The sequence below is a fragment of the Dactylosporangium sp. NPDC049140 genome, from assembly GCF_040648435.1.
Map to the genome: position 1 here is coordinate 127412 of NZ_JBEZDS010000015.1, position 22980 is coordinate 150391.

A 22980-nucleotide genomic window follows, 5' to 3' on the forward strand; every position below is an offset into this window, starting at 1 on the left:
TAATACCGACAAAACGGACTATCCGCGTCCCCGCCGTGAGGTTCGATCCGGCCGATTGTGACGTGGCCGAGCCCGGCAGAGGTGGCGGCGGGCGCGCGTAGAGGGCATCGTCATGGCTATGAGATCTTCTCACCGTTGGCGGGTGGCGGCGCTGCTGGTCAGTCTCGGGCTCGGGCTGACGGCGTGCGGCGGGAAATCCGCGCCGCAGGCCTCGTGGTCGGGTGGGCCGTCGTCGGCTCAGCAGTCGGGCGCGGGCGCGTCGCCGTCGGTGTCGCCGGCGCCGACCGGCAAGCCGGTGCACGTACGGCTGTACGAGAAGGACGGGGCGACATACGGCGTGGGCATGCCGATCATCGCGTACCTGTCGGCGTCGATCACGAGCGCCAAGGACTTCAACGCGGCGACCACGGTCACCGTGAACGGGGCGCCGGCCCAGGGCGCGTGGTACTTCCAGAAGTCCGCGGTCTACGCCGGCTACCCGATCGAGGCGCACTACCGCCCGGCCGAGTACTGGCCGGCGCACGCCGAGATCGCGATGAGCCTCGACACGAAGGGAAAGTCGGGCGGGACCGGGCTGGTGTACGACAACAGCCTGACCCTCGACATCAAGACCGGGGCGGCGAACATCGGCAAGGTCGACGGCGGCACCCTGCGGATGGTCGTGACCTCCGACGGCAAGCAGGTCTTCGACTTCCCGGTGTCGCTGGGCAAGGCGAGCACCCCCACGTTCAACGGCACCAAGGTCGTCATGGAGAAGAAGGCGGTCGAACACATGGTCGGCGACGGCTACGACGAGCAGGTGCCGTGGTCGGTACGGGTCACCAACTCCGGCGAGTACGTCCACTCGGCCAGCTGGAACGGCGGCAACATCGGCCAGCGCAGCACCTCCCACGGCTGCACCAACCTGACCGAGGCCAACGCCAAGGCCTACTTCGACTTCGCCCAGGTCGGCGACCCGATCAGCTACACCAACACCGGCGGCCCGACGATGCCGACCTGGGACGGGTACGGCGACTGGAACGTGGCCTGGGGCATGTGGCAGGCGGGCGGCGCGGTGCCGGCCGGCTGAGGCGAACGCGGCGAGACGACACTGCCGGGTGGCTTCGCATAGCGTTACCGCATGGCTGAACCGCCGGCGCGCACGCTGCAGGAGCTGATCTCCCGGACCGGGCACACGCCGGGCCGCGGAAGATCTTCCAGATCCCGCTGACCCTCCCGGCGATGGAGCCGACCGCCTACGCCCGGCTGGTCGCGAACCTCGCCGGCGTGGACCCCGGCAGCGCCCCCGCACCGCCGCCGCACCCGGACACGCCGACCGGCCGCGGGCCCGCCGAGGACCGGCCGGCCGGCGAGCGCGTGCCGACCCGCGCGCTGCTCGACGTGCAGGACGGTTCGTCGGCGTCCGGCGCGGCCGGCGACCCGATCGACATCACCCCCGCCGAGGTCCGCTTCGCCCAGCGGCTCGGCCCGCTGGTCAAGAGCCCGCGCGCGACCGAGCGCCTGCTCAACACGTACCGCCTGATCCGCTCCACCCGCCACGTCGGCTCCCGCTCCCGGTTCCTCGGCGGCGAGCACGTCCCCGGCGAGTGCCAGGCGGTGCTGACCCTGCTGGCCATCGCCGCCGGCTACCCGCTGCTCGTCGACCGCCTCCTGCTGGCGTTGCAGGACGCCGACCGGACGAGCAACGCCGGCACCTGGTCGCAGTTCGTCGCGGCCCTGGCCGACCCGCCCGTCCGGTCCGATCCGGCCGGTGCCGCGCAGGAGCAGTGGCTGACCCTCGCCCGCGCACTCCAGGAATGCCTGACGCCGGACGCCCTGGACGACCTCGACGTGTACCGCCGCTGGGGCCCGATCGTGGCCCGGTTCAGCTTCACCCCCTGATCTTCTTGAGCGTCGATGGAACGCAAAGGAACGAATAGGCCGATGTTCCATGCCGTTCCATTTCCAAGATACAGTTGCCTCGAATGCGAAATTACTCCTGTCAACTTGGTGGCAGCCTCCCCCATGATTGACGGCTAGCGTCGCCATGTGGCATTTCCCCGTAGCGAATCCACCGTCGAGATAATTCGCAAGCTCGACAGCCGGCTGTCGTTCCGGATGGCCGACCGGACCGAGTTGGACGACCCCAGCGAGCGGGTCGTGGTGCTGGTGCACACCGACGACCTCGCGGCGGCCGAGGCGGCCGGGCTGTGGACCGACTGGACGGCCGGGCCGGTCGCGCGGGGCACGGTCGCGTACGGCGACCTGGCCGCACTGGCCGCGCTGGACAGCGTCATCCAGGTCGATGAGCCCAAGACCGGCCGGCTGCTCATTCACGACAGCGTCCCGGAGATCCGCGCCGACAAGGCGCGCAAGATCCCGCCCGGTTTCAGCGGCAAGAACGTGATCGTGGGGGTCGTCGACACCGGGGTCGACATTTTCCACTTCGCATTCCGCAAGGACGACGGCAGCACCCGGATCGTGTCGTTGCTGGATCAGACGATCGAGCACCATTTCGAGATGGCCGGCAAGCCGACGGCCGACTCCACCTTCACGCTCCGGTTCACCGGCCCGGCGCCGAAGGAAGGCGCGGCCCGGCCGTTCCAGGTCACCGGGCCGATCAAGGTGACGTCAACCGCGGCCGAGTTCCAGGCCGTGCTGGAGGCGCTCGACATCATCAACCCGGGTGACGTCACCGTCGCCGGCGGACCGCTGGGGAGCCAGCCGATCGTGGTCGACTTCGTCGGCCGCTACGACCCCCGGGTGGTCGCGAGCGAGCAGGTCACGTTCGACATCGCCGCCACGAACTTCAAGTTCCTGCCGGCCGATCCGCCGCCGGAGCTGCACTACACCGTCGGCAAGGTGTTCACCCAGGCCGAGATCGACGCCGCGTTGCGGGCGAACGACGAGACCTTCCCGTCCAAGGACCGCGTCGGGCACGGTACCCACTGCCTGGGCATCGCGGCCGGCGACGGCTCGCAGGCCGGCGCGTCCGACAAGGAGTTCTGCTGCCACCACGCCGGCTACTACATCGGGGTCGCGCCCGATGCCGACCTCGTCGTGGTGAAGACGACGCTGCAGAGCGACGACTGGGTCCGCGGCGCCAAGCACACCTTCGACCAGGCCTGGCGGCCCGCCGGCGCACCGCTCAAGCCCGCGGTGGTCAGCATGAGCTTCGGCGCCCAGGGCAGCGCCCACGACGGCACCGACCCCGCCGAGCTCGCGCTCGACGCGCTGGTCGCGGCCCGTCCCGGCCGGGCGATCGTCGCCGCGGCCGGCAACGACGGCAAGTTGGTCGACTTCAGCAAGCAGCCGCACGACCAGTTCGGCGGCGGCATCCACAGCGCGAAGAAGGTCCTGGCCGGGAAGCCGGTGACGTTCCGGTTCACCGTCGAGGAGGGCGACCGCAACCCGGACGGATTCCAGATCTGGTACGGCGGTGCCGGCCGGCTCAACTTCCGGCTCACCACGCCGGACAACCAGTCTTCGGCCACGATCGTGCCGGTGCCGGACACGACCGACCCGACCAAGCCCGACCCGACCCAGAAGTTCACGCTCGCCGGCCACGCGGTGCGGGTGCAGTCCGTGCTGAACCGGGCGCAGAACAACAAGCACCGCATCGTGCTCGATATCGCGCCACCGGCGGGCGGCACGATCGCCGTGGGGACCTGGACGATCACGCTCACCGAGACCGCCGGCACCGACACCCCGGTCGACGGCTGGATCCAGCCCCAGGCCACCGACGCGCACGCGCGGTGGATCACGCCTGACCAGCGGCGCGAGAGCACCGTCGAGATGCCGGCCAGCGCCAAGAACGTCATCGCGGTCGGCGCCTACGACCCGTCCAACGGTCAGCTCGGCGACTTCTCCGGCCGCGGTCCGACCCTGGACGGGGAGGGGCGCATCAAGCCGGACATCACCGCGCCGGGCGTCGGCATCGTGGCGCCCAAGAACCTCGCCCGCGACAGCTGCTGGCGCCCGGACTGCTGCGTCAATTTCTACACCCCGGAAGACGGCACGAGCTCGGCCGCGCCGCACGTGGCCGGGACGGTCGCGCTGATGTTCGAGGCCAACCCGAACCTCACGTTCGCGGACGTGTTCACGAACCTCACCTCGACCGCCCGCAGGCCCGACCCGGACCCGACCCCGGGCAAGCCGAACAACGACTGGGGCTACGGCAAGGTCGACGCCGAGGCGGCGGTACGCAAGTCGCTGCCCGCGACGCCGGGAGCGCCACCGGCCCCGGCGGCCGCGGCGGTCACCGCCCGCGCCGACACGTACCGGCCCACGGCGGAGCGGCTCGAAGCGCTGCGGGAGCGGGTGCTGGCCAGCCCGACCGGGCGGCTGCTGTTCGCGCTGGTATCCGAGCACGTCGACGAGGTACGCCGGCTGGTCAACACCGACCGCCGCAGCCTCGTCGCCTGGCACCGCATGCACGGCCCTGGCCTGCTGCGCGGTCTGCTCGGCCGCTACGACGACGAGGTGCCGATCCCGGCCGAGCACGACGGCCGGCCGGTGTCGGACGGGCTCGGCCGGCTCCTCGACGCGCTGGCGGGCGCGGGCCGCCCGGCCCTGCGCGAGGCGATCGACACCAACCGGGCGCTGCTGCTCGCCGTACCGGGCGCGAGCCTGGCCGACCTCGACCTGCTGGAGGTGCGCTGATGGCGCCCCCGAACAACGTCCGGCAAAAGCTGGACAGCGCGCCCCCGAACCACGTCCTGCACAAACTGGACGGCGACCTGGCGTTCCGGATCGCCGACCACGCCGAGTCCGGCCACCCGGCCGACCGGGCGACGGTCCTCGTCCACGTCGTCGGTGACCTCGCCACCGTCGAGGCGGCCGGCCTGTGGACCGAGTGGACGATCGGCCCGATCAGCCGCGGCACCGTCGCGTACGGCGACCTCGAGGCGCTGGCCGCGCTCCCCGACGTCGAGCGGATCGAGGTGCCGCGGCGCTCCCGCAAGCTCCTGCACGAAAACGTGCCGGAGATGCGCGGCGACCGGGCCCGCGAGGTCCCGCCGGGGTTCAGCGGCAAGGGCGTCGTCGTCGGCGTCGTCGACCCCGACATGGTCGACATCTTCCACCACACGTTCCGCAAGCCCGACGACACGACGCGGTTCCTGGCGTACTTCGACCAGACCGTGCACCACCAGTTCGTCGTGACCGGCCCGGTGACCGGCGGCACCTTCACCGTCACGTTCATCGGACCGGCCGCGTCCGGGGCCGGGCGGGTCGCCGAGACCACCGACCCGATAAGCATTCCGACGACGGCGGCCGCGTTCCAGGCCGCGCTGGAGAAGCTCAACGGCATCAACCCCGGCGACATCGCGGTCACCGGCGGTCCGCTGCCGGGCACGCCTTTGGCCGTGGACTTCATCGGCCGGTACGACCCCGCCGTGTTCGACGGCGGCCGGCTGGTCCTGCTGCTGGAGCAGGTCACGCTGATCCCGGGCCACGACCCCGCGCAGACGATGGTCAAGACGAGCGGGCGCGCCTTCACGGCCGACGAGCTCAACGCGGTCCTGGCCCAGAAGAACGACAAGTTCGTGTCGCTGCACCCGGCCGAGCACGCCACCCACGTCCTGGGGATCGCGGCCGGCAACGGCTCGCAGGCCGGCACCACCCCCGACGGTGCCTGCTGCCGCCGGGCCGGCTACTACGTCGGCGTGGCGCCCGACGCCGACCTGGTCATGGTGCGGACCACGGGGTTCATCGACGACCTGGCCCGCGGGGCCCGGTTCGTCCTCGAGCAGCCGTGGCTGCCGGCCGGCGCGCCGCACCAGCCGGCGGTGGTCAACATCAGCAACGGCAGCGAGCTGTCGGCCCACGACGGCACCGACGCGGTCGAGAAGGCGATCGACGCGCTGGTCGAGGCGGCCGCCGGGCGCGCGGTCGTGGTGGCCGCCGGCAACGACGGCCAGCTGTTCGCGGACAACCTGCCGGCCGAGCGCCTGCCGAAGACCGGCGGCGCCATCCACAGCACCAAGGACGTCCCGGCGCACGGCACGCAGGCCTTCCATTTCACCATCCGGGGCCAGGACCTCGAACCGGACCTGTTCGAGATCTGGTACCCGGGCCCGGGCAGCATCAACATCAGCTTCACCGCTCCGGGCAACGCCCCGAGCACGCCGGTCCCGCCGAAGTCGGGCGCGGTACGGCTGTCCTACGCCGGGCACACGCTGCGCGTGCTGTCCACGATCGGCGAGCCCCAGAACGGCCGCAACCGGATCACGGCGACGATCGTCCCGCCGGACGGGCAGCCGATCGCGCCGGGGACCTGGACGTTGCGGCTCATCGAGACCGCCGGCACCACCACCACGGCCCACTGCTGGATCTCGTCCACGGAGGGCGACCCGCATCCGCGCTGGGTCCGGGCGGACCAGGAGCAGTCGGTCACGGTCAACGCGCCCGCCAACGCGAAGAACGTGATCACGGTCGGCGCGTACAACATCGCCGACGGGCAGCTCGCGGACTTCTCCGCCCGCGGCCCGACCCTGGACAACCGGATGAAGCCCGACCTGGCCGCGCCCGGGGTCGGTGTCGTCTCGGCCAAGAGCGTCGTGCGTCCCGGCTGGCTCACCTGCGACTGCTGCGCCGACTTCTACCTGCCGGAGCTGGGGACGAGCACGGCGGCACCGTTCGTGGCCGGCACGGTCGCGCTGATGTTCCAGGCCAACCCCGCGCTCACCTTCGGACAGGTACGCGACATCCTGCACGCCACCGCCCGCAAGCCCAGCCCGGACCCGGGGGTGCCCGACAACACCTGGGGCTACGGCAAGCTCGACGCCGAGCAGGCGGTGCGCCGGTCCCTGCCGGCCGCGCTGGCCGACACCCCGGTGACCGTGTCGGCCAGCGCACGCGCCAGCACGTTCCTGCCCCCGGCGGAGAAGCTCGAGGCGCTGCGGCAACGGGTCGAGGCCAGCGCGACCGGGCGGCTGCTGCTGGCCCTCGTCTCCGAACACGTCGACGAGGTGCGCCGGCTGGTCAACACCGACCGGCACAGCCTCATCGCCTGGCACCGCATGCACGGCCCGGCCATCCTGCGCTCGGCGCTCACGACCTTCGCCGACGAGGTACCGATCCCGGCCGACCACGGCGACCGGCCGATCGACGACGGCCTCGGCCGGCTGCTCGACGCCCTCGCCAACGCCGGCAGCCCGGCCCTGCGCCGGGCGATCCAGGACCACCGCCCGCTGCTGCTCGCCGTTCCGGGCGCCCGCCTCACCGACCTCGACCTGCTGGAGGTGCACTGATGGCCACCCCGGCCGGCACACTGGAGATCCTGGCCCGCGAACTCGCGATCGCGTTGCAGCCGCTGGAACAGCGGCTGGCCACCGACCGGGCCGACGGGTTCCTCAACGAGCTCGGGCTGCGGCTTCCTCCCGCGGTACTGACGGCGGTCGGCGCACCGATCGGTGTGCTGGCCCAGCAGGCCGCGGCGCTCACCCCGGTGCTGCAGGCCCTCGCGACAGCGGTCGCGGCGGAGGACAGCGCGGCGATCGTCCGGGCCGGCGTCGACCTGCTCGGCCGGGTCAAGCTGGTGCTCGACGCGATCAGCGCGCTCGGGCCCGCGGTCTCCGCCGCGGTCGGCGCGGCCACCGGCCTCCCGGCCGGCCAGAAGGCCGAGCTGCAGGCGCTCGCGACCGAGCTGCCCAAGCGGCTGCTCGACTTCGTGCTGATGTCCTATGTGGAGGCCAAGAGCGCCGACGCCATCCCCACGCTGCGGCTGCTCGGCGTCGTCGACGACACGCCCCAGACGGCCGACCCGAACGACCCGGTGCAGCTGCCGGTGCGGCACCGGGCGCTGCACCTCGACCGGCTCGTGTCGTTCTTCACCGACCCGGCGACCTGGCTCGCCGACGCGTACGGGTTCGGCACCCCGGGCTTCGACGGCCTGACCCTGTTCAGCCGGATCGGCGAGCTGCTCGACTTCCTCGACCTGCCGTCCCTGCTGCTGACTCCCGCCGGCGGCCCGAACGCCCTGGAGGCGTTCCTGCTGCGCTTCGCGGTCGACCCGGCCACCACGCCGCCGTCGCTCAGCACGCGGCTGCGGATCCCGGCGTCGTTCGACGTGTCCCAGAAGCTCGCCTCCGGCGCGGTCTGGTCGGTCGGGTTCACCGCCGCGTCGCGGTTCGAGGCCGGCCTCGACGCGCACATCACGCCCCCGTTCGCGCTCACCGTCAACGGGCTCGACGGCAGCGTCCAGCTCGACGTGTCCCTCGACCTGACCGCCGAGCGCGGCGGCGCGCCGATGCTCCTGCTCGGCGTCGCCGGCGGGTCGCGGGTCGAGCTGACGAAGTTCAGCGCCTCGCTCGGGGTCCGGGCCACCGCCGCGGCCGACGGCAGCGTGCAGACCGAACCCTTCGCCCGGCTCGCCCTGGAAGGCGGCCGGGTCGTGGTCGACCTGTCCGACGGCGACGGGTTCCTCACCAGCGTCACCGGCGGCGGCACGATCGAGGCCCCGCTGGCACTGTCGGCGTCGTGGTCGCCCTCGGGCGGCCTGCAGCTCGACGGCGGCTCGCTCGCGGTGTCGCTGCCGCTGCACCTGAGCCTCGGCCCGGTCGACGTCACCGCGCTGACCCTGGCCGCCGGGCCGCCGGTCGCCGGCGCGCTGCCGATCGAGGTGTCCGGCAGCTTCATCGCCACCCTCGGGCCGGTGACCGCGGCCGTCGAACGCGCGGGCCTGCAGATCGTGCCCCGGTTCACCAACGGCAACCTGGGCCCGCTCGATCTGTCGGTCGGGTTCAAGGCGCCCACCGGCGTCGGGCTCAGCGTCAACGCCGGGCTGGTCGCCGGCGGCGGGTTCCTGTCCTTCGACCCCGCCCGCGGCGAGTACTCGGGCGCCCTGGAGCTGGAGTTCGCGGACTTCCTCGCGCTCAAGGGCATCGGGCTGATCAGCACCCGCAACCCCGACGGCTCGCCGGGCTTCTCGCTGCTCGTGGTGCTCACCGCCGAGTTCGGCAGCACCGGGCTGCAGCTCGGGGAAGGGTTCACCCTGCTCGCCGTGGGCGGCATCCTCGGGCTCAACCGCTCGATGAACCTGCAGGCCCTCGTCGAGGGCGTGCGCACCGGCGCCGTCGAGTCGGTCATGTTTCCCAAGGACGTGGTGGCCAACGCGCCGCGCATCCTCAGCGACCTGCGCTCGTTCTTCCCGGCCGAGGCGGGCAAGTTCGTCGTCGGGCCGATGGCCAAGCTCGGCTGGGGCACCCCGACCCTGATCAGCGTCTCGCTCGGCGTGGTCATCGAGATCCCCGGCAACCTGGCCGTCATCGGTGTCCTGCGCGCGCAGCTGCCCGACGCCGGCCGGGCGCTGCTGCGCCTGCAGGTCGACTTCGTCGGCGCGCTCGAGTTCGACAAGCAGCGGCTGTGGCTCTTCGCGCAGCTCTTCGACTCCCGCATCCTCACCATGCCGCTCACCGGTTCGATGGGGGTCCTGGTCGCCTGGGGCGACAACCCGGACCTCATCGTCACCGTCGGCGGCTTCCACCCGGCGTTCCGGCCGCCGCCGCTGCCCTTCCCGGTGCCGGAGCGGCTCACGGTCGACCTGCTCAACAGGAGCGGCCAGCTCATCCGGGCGTCCGGCTACTTCGCGATCACCAGCAACACCGTGCAGTTCGGCGGTGAGGTGCAGCTGAAGCTCGGCTTCGACGGCTTCGGCATCGAGGGCCACCTCGGCTTCGACGCGCTGTTCCAGTTCTCGCCGTTCCACTTCGTCGTGGCGGTGCACGGCCGGGTCTCGCTCAAGGCGTTCGGGGTCGGGCTGTTCCACATCGACCTGCGCTTCGCCCTCGAAGGCCCGGCGCCGTTCCGCGCGCACGGCCGCGGCTCGATCGGCTTCCTGTTCTTCGAGATCTCGGCCGACTTCGACATCACCTGGGGCGAGTCCCGCGACACCACGCTGCCGCCGATCGACGTCCTGCCGCTGCTGGCCGCCGAGGTCACCAAGGTCGAGGGCTGGCTGACCCGGCTGCCGGCCGGTCGCGGCGCGCTGGTGAACCTGCGCCAGCTGCCGCCCGGCGACGGCCTGGTCCTGCACCCGCTCGGCACGCTCGTGGTACGCCAGCGGGCCATCCCGCTCAACGTCCGGCTCGACCGGGTCGGCGCCCGGCGGGCCCGCGACGGCCGCCGGTTCGGCGTCACCCCGCTCGACGGCGGGGCCCTGCAGCAGGCCGGGGTCGCCTCCGACAAGTTCGCGATGGGCCAGTTCCAGAACCTCAGTGAGGCGCAACAGCTGTCCCTTCCGGCGTACGCCGACCAGGACGCCGGCCTCGAGCTGGCCGGACGGAACGGCGAGCTCACCTCGGTGCGGGCGCTCCGCCGCAGCGCGCGGTACGAGGCGATCGTCATCGACAGCACCCGCGCCCACGCGCTCGCCGGCACGGTCGCGTCGGCGGCGCCGGCCCGCCCGCGCCCCGCGCCCCGCCGGCTCACGACCGTCAGCCCGGCCGTCTTCGGTCAGCTGCTCACCGGCAGCAGCACCGCCCGCTCGGTGCTGTCCCGGCAGGACGCCGGGGCCAAGCAGCCGTTCGCGGCCGCCGACACCGTGCAGCTGGGTGGCGGCCGGTTCGTCATCGCCTACGTCCGCAACAACCAGCAGGCGTTCCCGCCCACCCCGAGCCTCGGCGCGGGCGTGGCGGCGGCCTCCTTCCGCAGCCAGGCCGCCGCCGAGGACGCCCTCGCCGACTGGATCAAGGCGGCCCCGGGCCTGGCCGGCACGCTGCACGTCATCCCGGCCGCCGACGCCTCGGCCCCGCTCGCCGTGGCGAACACGTGGTCGGCCGGCGGCGCGCTGCCGTTCGCCGCGGCCTGGGCGACGGCCGACGCGCCGGTGGTCCGGCTCGGCGACGGGCGGCTGCTGGCCGTCTCCGGCGGCCAGTCGGCACTGTTCGACCCGGTCCGGACACTGTGGACACCCGGCCCGGCGCCCCTGCACGTCCACGATGGACACACGCTGACGCTGCTCGACGACGGCCGGGTGCTGGTCGCCGGTACCGACGCCGAGATCTTCGACCCGCGCACCGGCGGCTGGACGGCGACCGGCCCGTCCGCCACCGGCCCCGAATACCGGGACCACTCGGCGACCCTGCTCGGCGACGGCACCGTCCTGGTCGCCGGCGGCACCGGCGGCAGCGACGACGCGGTGACCGCGGCGGTCCAGCGCTTCGACCCGCACACCGGCGCCTGGACGGCGGCCGGCCCGATGACCGACGGGCGGGCCGCGCACCAGGCGGTGCTGCTCGACGACGGCCGGCTCCTCGTCGCCGGCGGCGTCGTCACCACCGGCGCCGGCGCCCGCCGCGCCACCGCCTACTGCGAGCTGTTCGACCCGGGCACCGGCCACTGGACGCCCACCGGCTCGCTGGCCGGCGCCCGGGCCGGGCACTCCGCGACCCTGCTGCCGGACCACTCGGTGCTGGTCGCCGGCGGCGACACGATCGGGTTGCGGCCCGACGGGACGTTCAGCGCCCGCAGCCTCGCCACCGCCGAGCGCTTCGCCCCGGCCACCGGCACCTGGCACGCCGCCGCGGCGATGCCCGGGCCGCGCACCCGGCACCGGGCGCTGCTCGTGCGCACCGGTGAGGTACTGCTGACCGGCGGCACCAGCGGCCCGGGTTTCACCGCCGGCTACCGCAGCGTCGTCGTCTACGACCCCGGGCACGACCGCTGGTCGCCCACCGGCGGGCTGGTCAACGGCCGCCGCGACCACGCCGTCGCGCAGCTCACCGACGGCCGCATCGTCGCCGCCGGCGGCCTGGGCGGCGACGACCCCACCGCCGGAACCGAGGTGTTCACGCCGTGAGCCCCCGCCGCACGAGCTTCGAGTCAACGAACCAAGGAGGCAAGACGCCGTGACCACCACCGCTCCGCCCGTGACCGGCACCTGGACCGCCGCGGACGACCTGACGCCCACGGCGACCTGGGACGGGCAGCACGACGGCCCGGTCCGGCTCACCGACGGCACGATCCTCATCGTCGGCGGGGCCGACGCGGGCTCGGCCCCGCTCGCCCGGGCCGCCCGCTTCGAGCCCGCGACCGGGGGCTGGACGCCCGCCGGCGCGCTGCACACGCCCCGCCGCCGGCACACGGTGACCGCGCTCGGCGACGGCGGTGCCCTGGTCGCCGGCGGCACCTCCGCCGCCACCCAGTTCCCGCCGCCGGCCCTGGCGACCAGCGAGCGGCTCGACCCCGGCCACACCACGTGGTCGCCGACCCCCGGCCCGCTGCACCACGCCCGCTGGGGGCACAGCGCGGTCGCCCTCGGCGACGGTTCGGTCCTCGTGGCCGGCGGCAGCACCATCCGGTCCGCCACCTCCCTCACCGCGCTGCGCAGCGTGGAGCGGTTCGACCCGGGCAGCGGCCAGTGGACCGACGTCGCGCCGATGAACGACGCCCGCACCGGCCACGTCGCCGTGGTCCTGGGCGACGGCAAGGTGCTCGTGATCGGCGGCACGGTACCGCTGGGCCCGGACGACGAGGCCGCGCTCGCGTTCTGCGAGCTGTACGACCCCGCCCACGACACCTGGACCGCGACCGGCAGCCTCACGGTCCCGCGGGCCCGGCACCAGGCGGTGCTGCTGTCGCCGACCACGGTGCTGGTCGTCGGCGGGCAGCCGCCCGGCCCGGACGACGACGCCGGGTTCGACCCGTTCCCCCGTGCGAGCGCCGAGGTCTTCAACCAGGCCACCGGCGCGTGGACCGCGGTGGCCCCGCTGCCGGGCGGCGGCCGGGAACTGCACCGCGCGGTGGCGCTCGACGACGGGCAGGTCCTCGTGGCCGGCGGCACCGACAACGTCCGCGACGCCGCCGGGTTCACCGCCCCGCTGGTGTTCGACGGCACCGGCTGGACCGCCGTGCCCGGGCTCGCCGTCGGTCGCTGGGGCTTCGGCGCGGCCGCCCTGCAGGACGGCTCGGTGCTCGTGGTCGGCGGCGTGACCCGCAGCGGCCAGGCCACCGCGGCCGGGGCCGGGCGGGAGCTCACGGCCACCACGGAGCTCTTCACCCTCGGCGGGACGGACTGACGTGAACGCGTACTCCTTCCTGCCGTGGCTGCGCACCGGGCTGGCCACGCACATCCTGACCCCGCCGGGCAGCGCCGCCCGGGCCTCCGTCGCGGTGCAGCTGCGGCTCAGCGCCGACACCGACGCCGGCGTCGTCACCCGCGACGTCGAGCAGCAGGTGCAGCTCTACGGGCCCGGTGACGTGGTCGGCGTCGACACCCGGGCGGTCAGCCGCCACGAGCCGCGCGCCTGGGTGACGAACGCCGAGCCGAACTACCTGGCGCACATCGAGTTCTACGACGAGGACTTCCCGTGGCGGTACAGCCCGGCGCCGCCGGACGGCACCACCGGCCGCACGGCGCCGTGGCTCGCGCTGGTCGTGCTGGCCGCCGGGCGCGACGGCGAGGACGGCGAGTTCACCGACGGGGTCAGCCCCGACCGGCCGCTGCCGTTCGTCACCGTCACCGACGCGACCGCGCTGCAGCCGCCGGACCAGCTCGGCGCCTGGGCCCACGTGCACGTCAACGGCGACCTGGCGGGCCAGGTCGTGTCGTCCGACATGGGCGTCGCCCTGCCGGCGCTGCAGGCCGTCCTCGCGGCGAACGCCGACAACGCGTGCTCCCGCATCATGTGCCCCCGGCGGCTCGAGCCCGGCACCGGCTACCACGCGTTCCTGGTGCCCGCGTTCGAGAGCGGCCGCCTCGCCGGGCTGGGCCTCGACCCGGCGGCCACCCCGGCCGCGCTGCACCCGGCGTGGGCCGTGCCCTACACCGGCCAGCAGCTGCCCGGCACGCTGCCGTACTACCACCGCTGGTACTTCACCACCGGCGACGGCGGCGACTTCGAGTCGCTCGTGCGCCTGCTGCAGCCCCGCAAACCGGACGAGCGGGTCGGCCGCCGCGACATCGACGTGCACCGCTCGGCCGGGCTCGGCCTGCCGGGCATCGTCACCCCGGCCGCCATCGGCGGGGTGCTGCGCCTCGGCGGCGCCCTGCAGGTGCCCGACCGCGCGCCGGACGCGTTCGACACCTGGGACGAGCCGTACCCGCACCCGTTCCAGCGGGCCCTGGCCGCGCTCATCAACCAGTCCGACGACGCCCTCGTGACCCCGGCCGCGCCGGTCGACCCGATCCTCACGCCACCCATCTACGGCCGCTGGCCCGCGTTCACCGCACGGCTGCTCGTGGAGCGCGACCACACCACGCCGGTCGGCAACGACCGCAACTGGGTGCACCGGCTCAACCTCGACCCGCGCTTCCGGGTCGCCGCGAGCTTCGGCACGCGCGTCGTGCAGGACCGCCAGGAGGAGTTCATGGCGGCCGCCTGGGCCCAGATCGGCGACGTCCTCGTCGCCAACAGCCGCATCCGCGCGGCCCAGCTGGCCCGCGAGGTCGGCCACCGGCTCCAGCTGCGCCACCTCACGCCGGCCCCGGCCCCGGCCGCCCTCGGCCGGCTCGCCGCGGCCGCGCCGTCGGGCCGCGCCCTCACCCTGACCGCCCCGGCCCACGCCCGCGTGACCCAGGCGACCGTCGTCGGCGGCCCGCGCCTCCGCGACGGGCTGGGCCTCGTCGCCTCGGCCGTCGAGGACGTCGCGGTCGGGTTCCGGGTCGCCACCAGCCGGGTCGGCCCGGCACCCGTCTCCCCCGCGATGCGGCGCATCGTGCGGCCCGGCTCCCGGCTCGTGCGCGGGCTGACGTTCCCCGCCGCCGCACCGCTCGACGCGCTGGTCCCCCGGCTCGACGACGCCGACGACCCGCTCACCGCGGCCCCGCCCAAGCGCCGGCCGGGCGCCCTCGTGGTCGCCGAGGACCTCGACGCCCGCCTGCACCCGGCCGGGCTGCCCGATCCGCTGCCGACCAGCAGTGACTTCGTCATCACCACAATCGGCGACCCCCGCGTACCGGCCCCGGGCGGCCCGGACAGCGCCGACGCGATCCGGTTCAAGGCCGCGCTCGCCGACGCCGCCCGCGCCACCGCCGCGGCCGAGCTCGCCGCGCGGACCGACCAGCGCGACCCGCTGCAGGTCGCGACGGCCACGACCGCGGTGCTCGACGGGCTCAGCGCCGACCGGACCGTGCCGCGGAGCCTGCTCACCGCGGTCCGCCTGCCCGAGCGGCTGCAGCCGTTCGCCGAGCGGTTCGTGGAGGCGATGGCCTATCCGGTGATCGACCTGCCGATGTACCGGACGCTGCTGGACCAGTCCGTGGACGTCTTCGTGCCCAACCTCGAGCTGCTGCCGCCGAATACGGTCACCCTCCTGGAGACCAACCGCGAGTTCATCGAGGCGTTCATGGTCGGGCTCAACTCCGAGATGGCCCGGGAACTGCTCTGGCGCGAGTACCCGACCGACCAGCGGGGCACCCCGTTCCGGCAGTTCTGGGACCCGCGCACCGCCCCGGCCCGGCCCGACGAGACGCCGGCCGAGCGGCAGGAGCGGCTCTACGACATCCGCCCGCTCGACCAGTGGCCGCCGACCGCCAAACTGGGCGAGAACGAGAACCGCGTGCAGGAGGACCTCGTCCTCGTGCTGCGCGGGGACCTGCTCAAGAAGTACCCGACGGCCGCGATCTACGCGCAGAAGGCCCGCTCGGTCGGCGCCGGGCTCGAACGCGTGCTCGTCGAGCCGCTCGACCCGGCGCACCCGACCCCGGACGAGATCCGGCTGCCGCTCTACGAGGCAAAGATCGATCCCGACGTGTACCTGCTCGGCTTCGACCTCACCGCCGAGCAGGCCCGCGGTACCGGCGGCGACGAGGGCTGGTTCTTCGTCATCAAGGAGCGCCCGGGCGACCCGCGCTTCGGCCTCGACCTCGACCCCGACGGCCCGGTCGAGGTGTGGAACGACCTGTCCTGGCCCGCCGTCGACCCCGCCGGCACCGGGTTCATCCGCCTCGACGTGAACACGACCCCGGTCGTGCTCCAGGAGTTCGACAACCCGGTCGACGACGCCGAGAAGGAAGACCAGCACGCCGAGGACCTGGCCCTGCCGCTGTGGCACGCCGGGCTCAGCTCGGCCGATCTCGCCTACATCCTGTTCCAGGCACCGGTACTCATGGCGGTGCACGCCGAGGAGATGCTCCCGTGACGACCCCGCTCAGCGACGCGTACCCGGTGCTGCTCGGCCCGGTACGGATCGAGACCCGGTTCACCGCCACCGACCTGCTGGTCCGGGTCTTCCCGGACGACTGGTCGGTGGACAAGTTCGAACCGCTGCCGACCGCGGCCGAGGTGGGCGCCGTGGACACCTACTGGACCGGCGTCTGGCGCTCGGGCGGCAACCCGGCCGCACTGCAGGCCGCGTTCGACCAGCTCGCCACGCGCGTGCCGGCCGGCCGGGCGACGTGGCTGCTGCAGACCCGCGTCCCGGCGAACCCGGCCGACCAGCCCGCCGGCGTGCCCGCCACCACCACGGTGCTGACCGTCGTCACGCCGGCGGCGGTGGCGACCGCCGACCGCGCGCCCAGTATCACGTACTGGACGGCGGTGTGGCGCGCCCACGGCGACCGGATCCGGCTGCGCCAGGCCGACATCGCGCTGCAGACCGCGGTCGGCGCGACCCGGGCCGCCACCATCCGGGGGCGCCGCCCGGCCGGCATCGACGCGGCCACGGTCGTCCGGGTCAACCCGGCGGACCCCAACGACCACGGCGACGACGTGCTGGTCTCGTTCCTCGTCCTGCCGCCGGTTCCGGCCAGCGGCCTCGCCCCGCAGTCCTGGACCCAGGCGGCCCTGGCGCGCCTGCTGCCGGACCGGTTCACCGTGCTCGGGTACCTCGGCGGGCAACAGGTCGTGTCGGTCACCGGCGCCACGGTGCCGGCCACGCTCGCCGTGAGCCCCAACCCGGGCGCCACCGACCAGCTGTCGGTCGACCCGGCGACCGGGGCCCTGCACGTGCCGCCGGAGCTGCGCTGGATGACCGACTTCGATCAGGCGGTCGCGGTCGGCATGGGGGTGCGCATCCCGCTCACCGACCAGATCCGCCATGGCCTGGACCGCCTCGTCGTGCTCGGGCTGCGCCAGCAGAAGACCCCGGAGCAGACCGCGACCGACCTGGCCGACCTGTACACCAGGCAGTCGCGCAGCCCCGCCGGGTTCGCGTTCGTGCCGCAGGGCACCGCGACAAACAACACCGAGCAGGCCCCGGCCGGGGCCGACGACACCGGGCCGGTGGCGGCGACCCAGGCCGCCGCCGCGGCCCCGGCCGACTGGCTCACCAAGACCGACGGGCAGTGGTTCGCCGAGCTGGTCGGCGTCGACCCGGCCGCCGTCGCGGGCGCGCCGAACCAGCAGAACACCGACCAGCGCGACGCGCGCGCGGCAAACGTCGCGCTGTGGCCGGCCACCTGGGGCGCGTACCTGCAGTCGACGCTGCACCCGCTGCTGGGCCCGGCCGCGATCGACCAGACCCGCGAGTTCTTCACCCGCTACGTGTCCGGGCGCGGCCCGGTGCCGGCGGTGCAGATCGGGCGGCAGCCGTACGGGATCCTGCCCACCACCGCGTTCTCCCGGCTCGTGTGGCCGGACGCGCAGGCCCACCGGCGGCGGCTGCACCAGGTGCTCACCGCGATCGGGGCCGACTGGCAGGCCGCGTCGGCGCACGTCGGGCGCCTGCCCCGGCCGGACGACCCGGCGAACGCGGGCGACCCGCACCAGGTCCTGCTGGACATCCTCGCGCTGCACCCGACCTCGGCCGAGTTCTACCAGCGCTACGCGCGCAGCGTCGAGGAGGTCTACAACCGGGAGAACCTCGGCGGCCTCGGGCCGGCGGTGCTGCCCGCGCTCGACGCCCTCCAGATGCCGCAGCCGGTCCGCGCCCTGCTGACCCGCCTCGGCGCCGCCGGCCCCGACCCCGACCTGATCCGGCGGCTGTTCGCCGATGCGCAGCAGCCGATCCTGGCGCCGCTGGTCGACGACCGGCCGCTGTCGGAGACCGACCCGGTCCGCGAGTACACCACGGACCACCGCAACTACCTGGCCTGGCTGGCCGGCCTGGCCGGCACGCACCTGGAGCCGATCCGGCTGGAGACCGGCTTCCTGCGGGACCGGCCGCCCGCCGCACTGCTGTACCTGCTGCTGCGCCACGCCGTCCTGCTCGGCTGGGAGGACGCCGGCCGCCGCCTCGCGATCGCGGCCGGCAGCCCGCAGGTGCCCGACCCGGCCGACCCGCCGTTCGTGCACGTCGCCACCGCGACCGGTTCGGAGAGCCGGTTCCGGCAGCTGTACTCCCCCGACCCGGTCATCACCGGCAACGCCGACCAGCGCGTGGTCGACTTCGTGCCGGTCGCGCTGGCCGCCGGGCAGCCGCCCACGGCCCAGCTCGCCGAGCAGGTGCAGGCGCTCGGCCTGCTGGAGAACGCCGCGACCGCGCGGCTCGAACGGGTGCTCGTCGAGCACCTCGACACCGCCACCTACCGCTACGACGCCTGGCGGCTCGGGCTGGCCAACGAGCGCCTCGCCGAGCTGCGCTACGGCACCGGCGGCAAGCTGCGCGGGGTCCATCTCGGCGCGTACGGCTGGCTCGAGAACGTACACCCGCAGCCGCCCGACCACCGTCAGCCGGTGCACCTGACGGGCCCGCTCGCCCAGCTGTTCACGCCGCCCGGCTCGACCCCGCTCGTCCAGGACCCGACCGGAGGCGGCTTCGTCCACGCGCCGTCGCCCGCGCAGGCCACCACCGCGGCGGTCCTGCGGGCCGGGTATCTGGCCAACGCCTCGCCGGACAACCGCGACGCGTTCGCGGTGAACCTGAGCTCGGAGCGGGTCCGCCAGGCGCTGAGCGTGCTCGACGGGATGCGGCAGGGCCAGGCCCTCGGCGCGATCCTCGGGTACCGCTTCGAGCGTGGCCTGCACGACCGGTTCGGCGAGGCCGAGCTGGACACGATCATCGACGGGCTGCGCGGCGCGTTCCCGCTGCGCGCCGGGAAGCTGTCGACCGCCGAGCCCGGGACGCCGGCCGAGCTGGTCGAGGCGCGCAACGTCATCGACGGGCTGGCCCTCGTCCGCGTGGTCACGCGCACCGACGCGACCGAGTACCCGTTCGGCGCCAAGGGCCTGCCCCCGGCGAGCCCGGCCCAGCTGGACGCGCTGCACAAGGAGCTCGACCGGCTGCTGGACCTGCACGACGCGGTCGCCGACCTGGCCGTCGCCGAGAGCACGCACCAGGCCATCTCCGGCAACCCGGAGCGGGCCACCACCACGCTCGACACGTTCGCCAAGGAGGGCTTCCCGACCGACCCGACCGTGGTCCGCAGTCCGCGCAGCGGCGTCACGCTGACCCACCGGTTCGGCGTGGTGTTCAACCCGGGCCTCGGCGTGCCGGGCAACGGTACCCCGCGCGTGCAGGCCGAGCCGGCCGTCAACGACTGGCTGGCCGACCTGCTGCCCGACGACGACGACGTGGCCGCGACGGTGACGTGGACCGACCCCGTCTCCGGCAACGCCCGCAGCCGTGTGGTCACCCAGGACGACGCCGGGCTCGAGCCGCTGGACCTGCTGTGGGCCGTGCGCCCGGCCGGGGAGGCGGCGATGACCGACCTCGACGACCGGATCCTCGGCGTGGTGTTCGCCCGCGACCAGCCCCGCCCGGATGCCGAGCTCACCATCCGGTACACCACCAAAATCTCCGGCAAGGTGACCTTCTTCGAGCTGTCGCCGCTGGTGGCGTCGCTGCGCACCCTGGTCACCACCGGACGGCCGCTGGCCCCGACCGACCTCGTGCCGGCCGCCGGCACCGCCGACGTCGACCGCACCGCGGACGACGCCGTCACGCTGCGCCGCGAACGACCGGCGGCCGTGCGCAAGAGCCTCGACGACCTCGGCGACGAGGTGGCCGACTACATCCATGACCTCACCCAGGCCCAACCGGCCTCCCGGATCGCCGCCATCGACACGTTCCTGCGCCGGTACGCGGAGCTCGTCGTCACCGGCGGCGGCTTCGGGCTGGTCCGCAGCGGCTGGGGTGAGCTGCTCGCCTGGCGGCGCGGCGTGTTCACCGACGTCCTCACCGCCGTCGCCGCCACCGCCGCGCGGATGGCCGGGCACCTCTCCACGGCCAACGCGCTCATCGCGCAGGAGGCGGCGCTGCCCAACTCGGCCACCGACGAGGCCCGCTTCCAGCTCCTCCAGCAGGCCGAGCGGCTGATCAAGACCATGCCGACCAGCCCCCGCCCGCCCAAGCCGGCCACGCTGCGCGGCAGCGTGCGCAGCTCCCGGGACAAGTTCGCCAACCGCCTCAACGCGCTGCAGGGCATCGCCGGCACCCACGACAACACCCTCGCCGCGCTGCTCGACGACGTCGGCAAACTCCTGCCGCTGACCGACTTCGACGCGACCGGCCTCGACCTCACCCCGCTGCGGGACCGGGTCACCGCGTTCGCCGCCGAACTGCTCAGCCGCGCCCAGGCGCTCCAGGCCGACATCACCGGGCGGCTCACCGCCGCCGACGCCGCGCTCGCCCAGTACGACCAGGCCGTCACCGCCCCCGACAAGGTCGCCGCCGGCCTCGCCGCACTCAAGGCCCTGCTCGGCCCGGACGCCCTCGCGGTGCCCGAGTTCACCGCGACCGACCAGCTCGCGCGGGACCTGCACAACGCCCGCAACGACAGCGACCAGCTCGTGCAGCACCTCACCGCGGCCGGGCGCGACTTCCCGGTCGACGACTGGCTGCACGGCGTGGCCCGGGTCCGGGAGCCGTTGCGGTCGTGGGAACGCGTGACGCTGCTGAGCGACGCGCTGCGCGACCGGGGTGGCCTGCTCGGCGACCCGTTCAACGCGAACGACCCGGAGCTGGAGCCGATCCAGCTGCCGTACCAGCCGCACGACCATTGGCTCGGCCTCGAGTTCGCGGCCGGCGCGGCGATCACCGAGGACCGGCTGCTGTTCACCGCCCACTACGCGGGCAACGACCCGCCGTCGAGCCAGCACCAGCGCTGCGGCCTGCTGCTCGACGAGTGGACCGAGGTCGTCCCGGCCGCCCAGGAGACCACCGGCATCGCGCTGGAGCTGGACCGGCCCGACTCCGAGCCGCCCCAGGCGATGCTGCTGGTCGTGCCGCCGGCCCGCACGGGCACCTGGAAGACCGACGACATCGTCGCCGCGATAAACGAGACCTACGACCTCGTACCGCTGCGCGCCGTCGAACCCCAGCACCTCGACACCACCGCGTACGCCCAGTTCCTCCCGGCGACGCTCCTGTCCGCGGCGGCCCAGCCGATCACCATCAGCACCGATCTCGCGATCGCCAACCTCCGGTGGAAGACCAGTGACTGAACCCACGCGCATCGACGACCTCCCGGCCGCGCTGGCCACCCGCGCCTTCCCGACGATCGGCCGCTGGAACCGCCTCGAGGGCCGGCCCCGCACGACCGACTTCGACCGCGCCCTGCGCGCCGAGCTCCGCGATCCACTGTGGATGCTCACCCGCCAGTGGCAACTGGGCGAGTTCCGCGGCAGCGACGCGGGCTCCCCCGTGACCGCCTTTTATTCCATCGGTACCGCAAACGTGTCCGCGCCCGCCAAGCAGCCGATCGAGGCCGCGGCCGAGCGCCGGACGGTCCCGATGGAGCGCGGCCCCGACCCCGTCGCCTACGACCTGCGACTGGCGATCGGACGCCGCTGGCTCAAGCTGCTCGGCAGCTCCGTGCTGCTGCGGCTGTTCCGCGACAAGTACGTCGACGAGTACCCGATCGCCGCACCCGACCCGGCGGCCGACGCCGACACGCCCCGCACCGCCCACCCCGAGGTGTGGGCCCAGCTGCAGGCCGTGTCGGGGCGCCGGATGGACGGTTTCGCCCTCTACCGGCACCTGGTCAACGGCGGCCACGCGTACGACGGCATCCCCGGCAGCACGCTGTTCCGCGCCCAGCTGGACGCGCTCGGCACCCGGCTCGTCACGTGGTTCAACGGGCTGATCGACCAGCCCACCGGACCGTCCACATGGGACCCCCGGCGCCTGGAGCACCACTTCTCGGTCGACGCCGGCGGCACCACGCTGACCGCCCCCGAGTACCCGGGCGGCTCCCTGGACTGGCACACCTTCTCGGTCGACACCGGCGCCCCGGCCGCGACGGCCGCCACCACGGCGACCGTGAACCGCACCGTGCTGCCGGCCCCGGTCCGATTCTCCGGCATGCCGCTGCCGCGCTGGTGGGCGATCGAGGACGGCACCACCAACTTCGCCGCCGTCCAGCCCGACAGCACCGACCTGATCCGGCTCGTGTTCCTCGAGTTCGCGCTGGTGTTCAGCAACAGCTGGTACCTGCTGCCGTGCGACCTGCCGGCCGGCACCCTCGCGAACATCCAGGGCCTGGCCGTGACCGACGTGTTCGGCCAGCGCCAGTGGATCACCCCGGCCGGGGCGGGCGTCGAGAACGACTGGCAGCGCTGGTCCATGTACACCCTCGACACGCTGCAGGCCACCGACGCGGCCGACACCCGGCTCCTGCTGCCCGCCCACGCCCCGCAGATCGCCACCGGCCCCGCCCTGGAGGACGTGTCACTCATCCGCGACGAACAGGCCAACCTCGTGTGGGGCGTCGAACGCACGATCAGCACCCCCACGGGAGACCCCCGCCGCGGCGACGAGATCGCCGCCGAACTCCTGGCCCAGCAGCGGCGCCTGCACCCGGCCGCGCCGCCCGACGAGCCGCACGCCGCCATCGCCTACACGGCGATGAACGACGTGCCGGCGCACTGGATCCCGTTCATCGCCGCCCACGTGCCGGACGACTCCCGCTCGGTACAGCTGCAGCGCGCCGCCCTGCCCAGCCCGGTCGACGGCGCCCCGGTACGACCCCACACCGCACTGCTGCGCGAAGGACTTCCCCAGGCGTACTTCGTCAACGAGGAGGAGGTACCGCCGACGGGCACCACCCTGGCACTGGCGTTCCGCCGCACCAGGTCCGCGGACGGGAGCGTCACCGTGTGGCTCGGCACCCGCCGGGGCACCGGCCGCGGCGAGGGCTCCAGCGGGCTCGCCTACGACATCATCACGCCGACCGGCTGA

9 protein-coding genes are annotated in these 22980 nt (G+C 74.1%); all 9 read left to right on the forward strand.

The window, feature by feature from the left end; genetic code table 11:
• Positions 1-118: 118 nt before the first annotated feature.
• The gene (locus tag AB0B76_RS24930; protein WP_360379456.1) at positions 119-1069 is read left to right on the forward strand and encodes a L,D-transpeptidase; all 951 of its coding nucleotides are present in this window, start codon (positions 119-121) and stop codon (positions 1067-1069) included.
• Positions 1070-1221: 152 nt separating this feature from the next.
• Positions 1222-1881, forward strand: a complete 660-nt coding sequence (locus AB0B76_RS24935) for a hypothetical protein (protein ID WP_360379459.1) — start codon at positions 1222-1224, stop codon at positions 1879-1881.
• A gap of 147 nt (positions 1882-2028) precedes the next feature.
• Positions 2029-4641 carry a S8 family serine peptidase gene (locus tag AB0B76_RS24940; protein WP_360379461.1) on the forward strand — a complete coding sequence of 871 codons (2613 nt, stop codon included), beginning with the start codon at positions 2029-2031 and terminating at the stop codon, positions 4639-4641.
• Entirely contained in the window at positions 4641-7232 is a 2592-nt protein-coding gene (locus AB0B76_RS24945; protein ID WP_360379463.1) for a S8 family serine peptidase, read from the forward strand. Before AB0B76_RS24940 ends, AB0B76_RS24945 begins: the two co-directional genes overlap by 1 nt.
• Entirely contained in the window at positions 7232-11779 is a 4548-nt protein-coding gene (locus AB0B76_RS24950; RefSeq protein ID WP_360379466.1) for a DUF6603 domain-containing protein, read from the forward strand. The genes AB0B76_RS24945 and AB0B76_RS24950 overlap by 1 nt, the downstream gene beginning before the upstream one ends.
• 49 nt (positions 11780-11828) lie before the next feature.
• Positions 11829-12998 carry a kelch repeat-containing protein gene (locus tag AB0B76_RS24955; RefSeq protein WP_360379469.1) on the forward strand — a complete coding sequence of 390 codons (1170 nt, stop codon included), beginning with the start codon at positions 11829-11831 and terminating at the stop codon, positions 12996-12998.
• A gap of 1 nt (position 12999) precedes the next feature.
• Entirely contained in the window at positions 13000-16062 is a 3063-nt protein-coding gene (locus tag AB0B76_RS24960) for a hypothetical protein (RefSeq protein ID WP_360379472.1), read from the forward strand.
• Positions 16059-21245 (forward strand): hypothetical protein, encoded by a 5187-nt coding sequence (locus AB0B76_RS24965; RefSeq protein WP_360379475.1) that lies wholly within the window; start codon positions 16059-16061, stop codon positions 21243-21245. Before AB0B76_RS24960 ends, AB0B76_RS24965 begins: the two co-directional genes overlap by 4 nt.
• On the forward strand, positions 21238-22980 hold the full coding sequence (locus AB0B76_RS24970) for a hypothetical protein (RefSeq protein WP_360379478.1): 1743 nt from the start codon (positions 21238-21240) through the stop codon (positions 22978-22980). Before AB0B76_RS24965 ends, AB0B76_RS24970 begins: the two co-directional genes overlap by 8 nt.